This is a genomic window from Streptomyces sp. NPDC054840 (assembly GCF_053611065.1).
The window spans coordinates 1-10,423 of the sequence record NZ_JBSGZP010000222.1 but is presented as its reverse complement, the minus strand read 5'-3'; the positions used below and the strand labels follow the sequence as shown (position 1 = coordinate 10,423).

Genomic DNA, 10,423 nt, shown 5'->3' with positions numbered 1-10,423 from the left:
CGTCGGACTTGGCCCGGTGGGCCAGGGCCACCGAGCGGGTGCGGGCGAGCGGTCCGATCAGCGGCACGGAGGCGCCGGTGAGGGCGCCGATCGCGGCGAGCGGGACGGTGGCCAGGTGGGTGAGCGCCCCGGCGACGAGGGCGGCGGTGGCCACGGCGTTGACGGCGGCCGCGGTCAGGACGACGGGACGCTGCCCGTGGCGGTCGGCGAGCCGGCCGAGAACGGGTCCGAAGAGGACCTGCCCGAGGGAGAGGGCGCCGCCGACGGTGCCCGCGGTGGTGAGGGATCCGCTGGTCTGGGCGACCAGCAGGAAGCTGCCGAACTGGGACATGGCGACGGGCAGTCGGGCGAGGAAAGAGACGAGCGGAAGTAGGGGCCCGGTCAGGGCGATGACTTTTCGATAGGTGCTGACGGTTCCAACCACTTGATCAACTTTAACCCGGCGCAGTCACTCGGATGCATTGGGTAATGGCACGGAATCCGGCAGGCTGGGTACGTACGTTCTCATGAGCCAGCCGCACGCGACCCCCGAATCGGAATCTGACGTTCCGACACCAGTCACTCCGACGTCGACCTACCGCCTCCAGCTGTGCCCGGAGTTCCCCTTCGCGGCGGCCGAGGCAGCCGTACCGCACATCGCCTCGCTCGGCGTGTCGCACCTGCACCTCTCCCCGGTCCTGGAGGCGGTGCCCGGCTCGACGCACGGCTACGACGTCACCGACCACTCCCGGGTGCGGGCCGAGCTCGGCGGCGAGCCGGGCCTGCGGGCCCTCGCCGGGGCCGCCCGGGCGCACGGACTCGGCCTGGTCCTCGACATCGTGCCCAACCACATGGCGGTACCGACCCCGCTGCGGCTGAACCGGCCGCTGTGGGAGGTGCTGCGGAACGGCCCCGCCTCGCCGTACGCCCGCTGGTTCGACATCGACTGGGAGGCGGGGGGCGGGCAGGTTCTGCTGCCGGTGCTGGCCGGGCCGGTGGAGTCCTGCGAGCTGTACGCCGACGGCGAGGTGCTGCGCTACGGGGATCAGCAGTTCCCGCTGCGGGAGGGGACCTCGGGGCTGGCGCTGCCCGAGCTGCTCGCCGCCCAGTGGTACCGGCCGGCCTGGTGGCGCGAGGCCCGGACCTCGCTCAACTACCGGCGATTCTTCACCATTTCGGATCTGATCGGGGTCCGGGTGGAGGACCCGGAGGTGTTCACCGCCACCCATGCGAAGGTGCTGGAGCTGGTCCGGGACGGGGTCGCGGACGGGCTGCGGATCGACCACGTGGACGGCCTCGCGGACCCGGAGGAGTACCTGCGGCGGCTGCGGGCGGCGGCGGGCGACGGCTGCTGGGTGGTGGTCGAGAAGATCCTGGCCCGCGAGGAGCGGCTGCCGTCGGCCTGGCCGGTGGCGGGAACCACCGGCTACGACGCCCTGCACCGGGTGGACGGGGTGTTCACCGACCCCGAGGGCGCCGCGGAGCTGGCGGCCCGGTACGCGGAGACCACCGGGCTGCCCCACTGGCCGGAGGCGGCCCGGGCGTCCGCGCGGGAGGTGCTGACGGGCGACCTGGCCGCCGAGCTGGGCACGCTGGAACGGCAGGCCGGACCGGAACTGGTGGCCGCTGTACGGGAAATGCTGATCGCCTTTCCCGTCTACCGGCCGTACCCCGGCGAGCCGGAGCTGCCGGCGCGTGCCCTGGAGGAGGCGGCCGCGGTGGCCGGTCCGGGCGCGGTGGCCGCCGTACGGGAACTGCTGCTGCGGGATCCGGTCTTCGCCGCCCGCTTCGCCCAGACCTCGGCCGCCCTGCGCGCCAAGTCCCTGGAGGACCGGGCCTTCTACCGGTACGCGCCGCTGCTGTCGGCCACCGAGGTCGGCGGGGAGCCGGGGCGCCCGGCGGTGTCGGCCGCGGAGTTCCACGCGTACTGCGCCGCCCTGGCCGAGGAATGGCCCGCGGCCGGGACCGTCCTGTCCACGCACGACACCAAGCGCAGTGCGGACGTCCGGGCCCGGATCGCGGCGCTGTCCCAGGCGCCGGAGCTCATGGGCCGGCCCGAGGGGCCCGACCCCCAGCTGGCCTGGGTGGCCCGGCAGACCGCGGTGGGGCTCGGCCGGGTCCCCGAGGCCGGGCCCCGGCTGGCCGACGCACTGCTGAAGGCGGTCCGCGAGGCGGCCCTGCACACCAGCTGGACCGAGCCGGACGAGGCGTACGAGGCGGGCGTGGCCGAGTACGTCCGGGACCCGCTCGACCTCCCGGCGGAGCTGGCCGGGGCGGCCCGGGCGAACCTCCTCGGCATGACCCTGCTGCACCTGGCGATGCCGGGGGTCCCGGAGGTCTACCAGGGCGCGGAGACCGAGTACCGGGCCCTGGTGGACCCCGACAACCGGCGTCCGGCCCACTTCCCCCGTCGCGCACTGGCCCGGCTGGACAGCGGGTCGGCCCCCGAGGACCCGGCCGAGGAGAAGCTCGGGCTCACGGCCACCCTGCTGCGGCTGCGCCGGGACCGGCCGGAGCTGTTCCGGGGCTACGCGCCGGTCCTGGCCAAGGGCCCGGCCGCCGACCACCTGCTGGCTTTCACCCGCGCCCCCGGACTGCTGGTGGCGGCCACCCGGCTGTCCCACCGGCTGGCCGCGTCGGGCGGCTGGCGGGCCACCCGCCTGCACCTGCCGCCCGGCACCTGGACCCGCCTCGCCCCCTCCGCCCCCCTCGCCCCGTCCGCGGACCCCGCCGTGTCGCACAGCGGTTCGGCCGAGGTGGCGGCCCTGCTGGACGGCCACCCGGTGGGTGTCTGGCTGCGCCGGTGAACCGGCGGCCCCGGGGGCTGCCCGCCGCTCGGTGCGGCGGCGCCCCGGGCCCGGGCGCGGCGCGGCCCGGGTGCCGATCAGCGCCGCGAAGGCGGCCGCGGCCGCCCGGCCTGCCGGCGTCGGTGCTGACGCCGGGCGGCGGGGCGATCGGGGTGGAGTACGCGGCGTTCCACCGTGCCACGCTCGCCGAGGTGACCCCGGTCGAGGCCGCGGGCAACCGGCGTTCCGCCGTTCCACGGGCGCCGGGGTGACCCGGTCGAGGCCGCGGACAGCCGACTGGTCCCGCCGGAGGACGCGGCCGTGTCCCGGCCTCTGGCGCGGGGGCCTGAAGAGACGCGGGACCGGCGTGCGGACCGCGGCCCGGCCGGAGGGGCCGAGCGGCTCGCCTCCGGGGGTGTCCGGGCCACCGTGCGCACCACGTGCGGGGAGCCGCGGGAGACCGGGGCGATTCCGGTCGGCGGCGACGGGCCCGGCCGGTCCGGCCCGCAGGCCTTGGCCAGGGGTTTTCTCGTGCTTCGGGGGAACTGCGGAGCCCTCGGAGCAGTAGGCGGCGGGCCCTGCGGGCATGGCATCCCTTGTGACTCTCCTCCGTGACATGTGCTACCCCACACCGCGGGAACTCGGGCTCGCCGCCCACGCTCTGGCGGACCAACACCCCGGCGAGGTCCGCCTCCGCCAGGCCGGTACCTCCCGGGCCGGGCAGCCGCTCTGGGTGCTGTCCGTCACCGCGACGGGCGGCGCCCCGCGCGGGGCCGACCGTAACGTCCTCGTCGTCGCCGGGGCGCACGCCAACGAGCCCGTCGGCGGCGCCACCGCCCTCTCGCTCGCCCGGCGCGTCCTCGACGACCCGACGCCGCGGGCCGGGTGCGGCTGGCACTTCCTGCTCTGCGCCGACCCCGACGGCGCGAACCTGCACCGCACCTCCCGCCCCTCCTCGCTGCTGGACTACCACCGGAACTTCTTCCGGCCGCCCGGCCCCGAACAGCCCGAGTGGGCGCCGTCCTTACTGCCCCCGGACCGGCTGCCGCCGGAGACCCTGGCCCTGACCGCGCTCATCGACGAACTCCGGCCCGTCCTGCAGGTCTCCCTGCACGCCACCGACCTCGGCGGCTCCTGGGTGCAGCTCACCCGGGACATACCCGGCCTCGCCGAGCCGTTCGCCACATCGGCCGCCGACCTGCGCATCCCGGTGGAGAACGGGGCCTCGGACGCGGCCGGCTGGCCCTCCCCCGGACCCGGGATCTTCGTCATCCCGCAGCCCGGCAGCGAGGCCGCCGGGGCGTTCCACCCGGAGGACACCCGGCTGAGCACCTGGTACCACGCCCACCGCTACGGCGGCACGACCGCCATCGTCGAAGTCCCCATGTGGGCCTCCGACCTGGTGGACGATCCGGCCCCGCACCCGGACCCGCGCGGCGCCCTGCGGATGCTGGCCGAGCGGCTCACCTCTGACGCCGCGCTCGTCGCCGCGGCCCGGGGCGGCGCCCGCGTACGGGATGACCCGCCCCCGTACGCGGACCCGGCCACGGCTCCCCTGCTGCGCGCGGTGGACTGGACGCTCGCGCTGATCCCCCGGGTGGCGGCCGAGTGGACCGCCGGGGCTCCGGCCGAGGCCACGGCGGCGTACGTCGCCAGCATCGACGCCTTCGGGCGGCGGCTGTCGCTGCGCGCCGCCGCGATGCTGCTGCGGGTGCTGCGCGCCCAGGGGCATCCGGCGGCGCCCGGGCTGGACCGGCTGGTCACCGGGTGGTGCGAGGACTTCGCGGCCCGCTTCGGGGCCCGCTGGGTCCCGGTGGCCACTCAGGTGGAACACCAGTCCCGGACCGTCCTGGCCGCCTACGACCGTCTGGTGGCGGCGGGGCAGCCTGGCTGAGCGGGGTCAGGTCCTGTTCCAGGACAGCCCCCGGCGGGTGCCGGGGCCGGGCGGTGGCAGGGCCACCGGCCTGGCTCCGTCGTGGTCCCGCGGGGCGTCGTGGAGGGGGCGGGTGCCTTCGGCCGCGTCCGCCAGCCACTGCCAGACGTACGGCCGGTGCGCGTCCGGGACCGCGGGCTCCCCGCCGGAGATCCACGTCGTGAGGGTGAACCGGTGGTCGGAGAACCGCCCGCTCGGGCAGGTGGACGGCACCACCTCGTGAAAGGCGCCGGAGGGGAAGAAGGCGATGGTGTCGTGCTCGGGCTCGATGGTGCGGTAGGACTCCCCCGGCCGCGCCCTGCCGTCGTCGTCCACCACGGTGTCGTACAGGCGGAGTTGGCCACCGCCGAAGGCGCGGGGCGTGCGGTGCAGGTAGTACACCGCGGACAGCGCCGTGCTCACGTCCCGTACGCGTGAGGCGTCCGTGTGGATGCCGAAGTGGCCGCCTTCGCCGTGCGCCGTCAGCACGGTCAACGACTGGGCGAGCGCCGCCCGGTGTCCGAGGACCTCCTGGACGAGCGGCAGACAGTCGGCCAGGTGCGCGCTGAACACCTCGCTCGTCACGGGGAGGACCAGCGAGTCCCGCCCCTTGCGGGACACCTGTCCGGTCAGGGGTTCCAGGACGGTCCCCGCCGTGAAGTCCTCCTCCCGGGCTGTCGCGTACTCCAGCAGGGCGTCGGCGCGCTCCGCCCCCAGGAAGTTCTCGAAACGGCAGACCGGTGCCGGTACCGCGAGGGCGGGGGACCACCGGTCGGAGGGCGGCAGTACGCGGGGGCTGATCTCCATCGGGGTGGCCGGTTCCATCGGATATCCGCTCATAGCCCGGCACCGTACGACGGCGGCCGTCCGCCCCGAAGGAGCACAAGGGGGGCGCACGGAAGTGCACGGTGCCCGCCCGCGCGGGCCGTCCGATACGGCCCGGCCGGCGGAAGGTCACCGGGAAACGGAACCGCACCCGGGAGGGCTCCACCGCGAGCCCGCGCGTGCAGGCTCTTGACCCTCACGTGGCGTCAGCCCGCACAGTCGGTGCCATGGAGGACCACTGGACCGTGGGACGCGTGGCCGAGCTGGCCGGCGTGAGCGTCCGCACGCTGCACCATTACGACGACATCGGGCTCGTCCGGCCTTCGGCACGGACCGCGGCCGGGTACCGGGACTACTCGGCGGGCGACATCGAGCGGCTGCGGGAGGTGCTGGCCTACCGGCGGTTGGGCTTCGGGCTGCGGGAGGTCACGGAACTGGTCGGCGACCCGTCCACCGACGCGGCGGCACACCTGCGCCGACTGCGCGGCCTGCTGCTGGAGCGGCGGAATCGGGCCGACGCCATGGTGGCGGCCATCGACCGGGAACTGGAAGAACGGGCGAAGGGACGGAAGGTGACACCGGAGGAGCAACTGGGGGTGCTCGGCGCCCGGCTGTACGACGCGATCGGCGGCGCCTACCCCGCGACACGGCGTACCGAGCCGCGGATCGCCGCGCGGATCTGGGGCGCGCTCGGGGACGCGCGGTCGGTGCTGAACGTCGGGGCCGGCACAGGCTCGTACGAGCCCACCGACCGCGAGGTGACCGCGGTGGAGCCATCGGCGGTCATGCGGGGGCAGCGGCCCGCCGGTTCGGCGCCGTGCGTGGCCGCCGCGGCGGAGAGCCTGCCGTTCGAGGACGGGTCCTTCGACGTGGCGATGGCCGTCTCCACCGTTCACCACTGGGGGGACCCGATCGCCGGGCTGCGCGAGATGCGGCGCGTGGCCCGCCGCGTGGTGGTGCTCACCTTCGACACCGACGAGCCCGGCTGGCAGGACCGATTCTGGCTCACCCGCGACTACCTGCCCGAGTTCGCCGGCGTCCTCGCGGAGTTCCCCTCGCTCGCCGCGATGGCCGACGCGATCGGCGCCCGCGCCGAGCCGGTGCCCGTCCCGTGGGACTGCGCCGACGGCCTGTTCGAGGCGTACTGGCGCCGACCGGAGGCGTATCTGGAGGAGCACGTGCGCCGTGCGATGTCGGTGTGGACGAGGGTCGGGCCGGAGGCCGAGCGGCGGGCGGTGCGAAGCCTCCGGGACGACCTCGTCTCCGGCCGGTGGGCCGAACGCAACGGCGCCCTCGCCGACCTCGACGCGGCGGATCTGGGCCTGCGCCTGCTCATGGTGTGAACGGCGCCGCCTCCACCGCGAGGGTGTAGCGGAGTTTCGGCCTGCCGGTGGCTCCGAGGCGGTCGTAGAAGCGGATCGCGCCCTCGTTCCAGTCCGGGGTCTGCCACTGGACCTGGTCGAGGCCGAGTGCGCGGGCCAAGTCCGTCACGCCCTCCATCAGTGCGGCGCCCAGGCCGTGGCCGCGGGCTTCCTCCGCAAGGTGGAGGCAGTCCATGTGCAGGTAGTGCCGGGCGTCCCAGAAGGCGAACTCGGCGGAGCAGGCCGCGTATCCGGCGATCGTGCCGTCCGGGGTCTCGGCGAGCAGCACCCACAGCCGGGCGTCCTCGGCGAACAGGTGCGGGCCGAGGCGCTCGGCGAGGTCCGGCGGGCGCGGCGCCGACTTCTCGTACGCCACGTGCTCGTGGACGAGTGCGACCAGGCGGGGCAGGTCGCCCACGCGTGCGCGGCGCATGACGGTGGTGTGTTCCATGACCGCCATCCTGCGCGGCCGCTCCCGGCGGTGGACCGGCGGGGAAGCTCCGGGGGCTCTCAGTTCGACGAGAGCCGGAAGGTCATGTTCCCGAAGCTGACCTGGTCCCCGTCGCGGACCACCGCTGAACCGGTCACCCGGCGGCCGTTGACCGTGGTGCCGTTGGTGGAGCCGAGGTCCTTGAGCACCCAGACCCCGTCGCGCAGGCTGAGCTCCGCGTGCGCCCGGGAGACCGTCTCGTGGCTGAGCCGCAGCCCGTTGCCGGGGTCGCGACCGATCCGCAGGGCGGCCGCGCTCGGGTGCGGCAGCAGCAGCTTGGGCAGTCGCTCGGCGGCCCAGGCGCGCCGGATCCCGACGGACACGGCCGAGGCCCGCCCGACCCAGCCGAACAGCCGACGGGTCCACGGGCTTTCGGCGGCCTCCCGGGACTGGAGGTCGGCCGTGAGGACCGCCAGGTCCTCGGAGCGGCGCGCGGCCAGGGCGAGTTCCATCCGGCGCAGGAAGGTGTCGTGGGACAGCTTGCCGAGGGCCGCACCCTCCCGGAGCTGGCCCAGCGCCCGGTCGCGCTCGGCATCGGACAGCCGCGGCGCGGGAAAGGCGGGAATCTCGAAACTGGACGTCACAGAGTGATTGTCGGCCCGTCGGGGCCGGAGTGTCCAGAACTCCCCCGCCACGCCCGGAATGATGGGCACGATACGCATGCTGGACACCGCCGCCGACGAGGGGACCGTCCGTGCAGTTCGAGGTGTGGGCACCACTGACAGGGCACGTCGCCATGCTGCTCGACGGCGCGACGTACGACATGGCACGCGATCCGGACCGGGACGGCTGGTGGACCGCCGAGGCCCCGGCCGCCGACGGGAGCCGCTACGGATTCCTGCTCGACGGCGACGGCCCCGGCGCCGGCCCGTGGCCGGACCCGCGCGGGCGGCGGCTGCCCGACGGTCCCGACGGCCTGTCGGCGGTGGTCGACCTGGAGGCCCTCGCCCCACGGCCGGCGCCGGCGCCGCAGACCCCCCTCCAGGACGCGGTCCTGTACGAGCTGCACATCGGCACCTTCACCCCAGAGGGCACCTTCGACGCGGCCGCCGCCCGGCTCGGGCACCTCACCGCCCTCGGCGTCACGCACGTGGAGCTGATGCCGGTCTGCTCGTTCTCCGGCCGGCACGGCTGGGGGTACGACGGGGTCGCACCCTGGGCGGTGCACGAACCGTACGGCGGCCCGGCCGGCCTGGCCCGCTTCACGGCCGCCGCGCACGACGCGGGGCTGGGCGTGGTGCTGGACGTGGTCCACAACCACCTCGGCCCGTCCGGGAACCACCTGCCCGCCTTCGGACCGTACTTCACCGACACCCACCACACCCCGTGGGGCTCCGCGGTGAACCTGGACGCGGCCGGCTCCGACGAGGTACGCGCCTACCTGCTCGGCAGCGCGCTGGCCTGGCTGCGCGACTACGGGATCGACGGGCTGCGGCTCGACGCCGTGCACGCGCTGGCCGACGACCGGGCGCTGACCTTCCTGGAGGAACTGTCCGCGGCCGTCGACGAACTTGCCGCGGACACCGGCCGCCCGCTGTTCCTGATCGCCGAGTCCGACCGCTGCGACCCGCGTACCACCACCCCGCGCGCCGCCGGCGGCCTGGGCCTGCACGCCCAGTGGAACGACGACTTCCACCACGCACTGCACTGCGCGCTGACGGGCGAATCCCAGGCGTACTACGGCGACTTCGCGGCGGCTCCGCTCACCGCCCTCGCCAAGACCATGAGCCGGGTCTTCTTCCACGACGGGACCTGGTCCTCCTTCCGCGGCCGCACCCACGGCCGCCCGGTGGACCACCGCCGCACCCCGGCCCACCGCTTCCTCGGCTACACCCAGACCCACGACCAGATCGGCAACCGGGCCCTCGGCGACCGGCTCTCCTCCTCGCTCTCCCCCGGGCTGCTGGCGTGCGCCGCGACCGTCGCCCTGACCGGGCCGTTCGTGCCGATGCTGTTCATGGGCGAGGAGTGGGGCGCGAGGACGCCCTGGCAGTACTTCACCGACCATGCCGACCCGGGGCTCGCGGAGGCGGTACGGTCCGGCCGCCGCCGGGAGTTCGCGGCGCACGGCTGGAAGGCCGAGGAGATCCCGGACCCGCAGGACCCGGCCACCCGGGAGCGCTCCTGCCTCGACTGGGCGGAGCCCGGACAGGCCGTCCACGCCCGCCTGCTGGACTGGTACCGCACCCTGATCGCACTTCGCCGCACCCATCACGACCTGCGCGACCCGGACCTGGCGGCGGTCCGGGTCGCCCACGACGAGGAGCGGCGCTGGCTCACCTTCCGGCGGGGCGACGTCCGGGTGGCCGTGAACCTCTCCCCGGACCCGGTGACCATCGCGCTGGGCCGCAACGGGGTGCGGGTGCTGGCCGCCTGGGAGCCGGTCGGACACCCGGATCCCGACGGGCGGATCCATGTACCGGGCGAAACGGCGGTCGTCCTGGCCACGTGAGACTCACTCCACGACGGCCAGCTCGCGCGGGGCGTTGTTGAGGCGGCGCCCGCCGTCCTCGGTGACGGTCACGATGTCCTCGATGCGGACGCCGAACCGGCCCGGCAGGTAGACGCCCGGCTCCACGGAGAAGCACATGCCGGGGACCAGCGGCTGCTCCTCGCCCTCGACCATGTACGGGGGCTCGTGGGTGGTGACGCCGATACCGTGGCCGGTGCGGTGGATGAAGCGGTCCCCGTAGCCGAACTCGGTGATCACCGCGCGGGCGGCCCGGTCGATCTCCTGGCAGGAGACCCCCGGCCGGACCGCGGCCACGCCGGCCTGCTGGGCCTCGCGGACGATGTCGTGGACCCGCTGCTCCTCGGCGGTGGGCTCGCCGACGTGCACGGTGCGGGAGATGTCGGAGCCGTAGCCGTGGCGCAGGCCGCCGAAGTCGAGGACCACCATGTCGCCGTGGCGGATGACGCGGTCGCCGGCCTCGTGGTGCGGGTCGGCCCCGTTGGGGCCGGAGCCGACGACCGTGAAGTCGACCTGGGAGTGGCCGTGCGCGCGCAGCAAGCCGGCCAGGTCGGCGGCGACGTCGCTCTCCCGGCGGTCGGCGAAGGGAAGGTGGAGGAT

At 75.1% G+C, this 10,423-nt stretch carries 9 protein-coding genes; 4 read left to right on the top strand and 5 right to left on the bottom strand.

The features are described 5' to 3' along the window. The coding region (locus ACWGIU_RS17690) for an MFS transporter (protein ID WP_453706803.1) at positions 1-424 on the bottom strand (424 nt) is incomplete at its 3' end. An 82-nt stretch (positions 425-506) separates the two neighbouring features. Between ACWGIU_RS17690 and treY the strand changes: the two genes are divergently transcribed. Next, a complete protein-coding gene (gene treY, locus ACWGIU_RS17685; protein WP_453706801.1) occupies positions 507-2,786 on the top strand; it encodes a malto-oligosyltrehalose synthase in 2,280 nt (759 codons plus the stop codon). Positions 2,787-3,363: 577 nt separating this feature from the next. Continuing rightward, entirely contained in the window at positions 3,364-4,659 is a 1,296-nt protein-coding gene (locus tag ACWGIU_RS17680; RefSeq protein ID WP_453706805.1) for a M14 family zinc carboxypeptidase, read from the top strand. 6 nt (positions 4,660-4,665) lie between these two features. Here the strand turns inward: ACWGIU_RS17680 and ACWGIU_RS17675 are convergent, their stop codons facing one another. Further along, the gene (locus ACWGIU_RS17675; RefSeq protein WP_453706799.1) at positions 4,666-5,517 is read right to left on the bottom strand and encodes a 2OG-Fe(II) oxygenase; all 852 of its coding nucleotides are present in this window, start codon (positions 5,515-5,517) and stop codon (positions 4,666-4,668) included. Positions 5,518-5,729: 212 nt separating this feature from the next. Between ACWGIU_RS17675 and ACWGIU_RS17670 the strand changes: the two genes are divergently transcribed. Beyond that, positions 5,730-6,845, top strand: coding sequence for a MerR family transcriptional regulator (locus tag ACWGIU_RS17670; RefSeq protein ID WP_453706797.1), 1,116 nt, complete (start codon positions 5,730-5,732; stop codon positions 6,843-6,845). Here the strand turns inward: ACWGIU_RS17670 and ACWGIU_RS17665 are convergent. Both ACWGIU_RS17665 and ACWGIU_RS17660 read right to left on the bottom strand, forming a co-directional pair. Further along, positions 6,835-7,314 (bottom strand): N-acetyltransferase family protein, encoded by a 480-nt coding sequence (locus ACWGIU_RS17665; RefSeq protein WP_453706795.1) that lies wholly within the window; start codon positions 7,312-7,314, stop codon positions 6,835-6,837. The genes ACWGIU_RS17670 and ACWGIU_RS17665 overlap by 11 nt on opposite strands. A 59-nt stretch (positions 7,315-7,373) precedes the next feature. After that, positions 7,374-7,937 carry a DUF1707 and FHA domain-containing protein gene (locus ACWGIU_RS17660; RefSeq protein WP_453706793.1) on the bottom strand — a complete coding sequence of 188 codons (564 nt, stop codon included), beginning with the start codon at positions 7,935-7,937 and terminating at the stop codon, positions 7,374-7,376. Positions 7,938-8,047: 110 nt separating this feature from the next. Between ACWGIU_RS17660 and treZ the strand changes: the two genes are divergently transcribed. Further along, positions 8,048-9,805 (top strand): malto-oligosyltrehalose trehalohydrolase, encoded by a 1,758-nt coding sequence (gene treZ, locus ACWGIU_RS17655; RefSeq protein ID WP_453706791.1) that lies wholly within the window; start codon positions 8,048-8,050, stop codon positions 9,803-9,805. Positions 9,806-9,808: 3 nt separating this feature from the next. On the opposite strand, the gene ACWGIU_RS17650 is transcribed toward treZ, so the two are convergent. Then, the coding region (locus ACWGIU_RS17650) for a M24 family metallopeptidase (RefSeq protein ID WP_453706789.1) at positions 9,809-10,423 on the bottom strand (615 nt) is incomplete at its 5' end.

Excerpts from the sequence above, each read along its gene's own strand:
- treY (WP_453706801.1), top strand. The coding sequence starts at position 507 with ATGAGCCAGCCGCACGCGACCCCCGAATCGGAATCTGACGTTCCGACA.
- ACWGIU_RS17675 (WP_453706799.1), bottom strand. The coding sequence starts at position 5,517 with ATGAGCGGATATCCGATGGAACCGGCCACCCCGATGGAGATCAGCCCC.
- ACWGIU_RS17670 (WP_453706797.1), top strand. The coding sequence starts at position 5,730 with ATGGAGGACCACTGGACCGTGGGACGCGTGGCCGAGCTGGCCGGCGTG.
- ACWGIU_RS17665 (WP_453706795.1), bottom strand. The coding sequence starts at position 7,314 with ATGGAACACACCACCGTCATGCGCCGCGCACGCGTGGGCGACCTGCCC.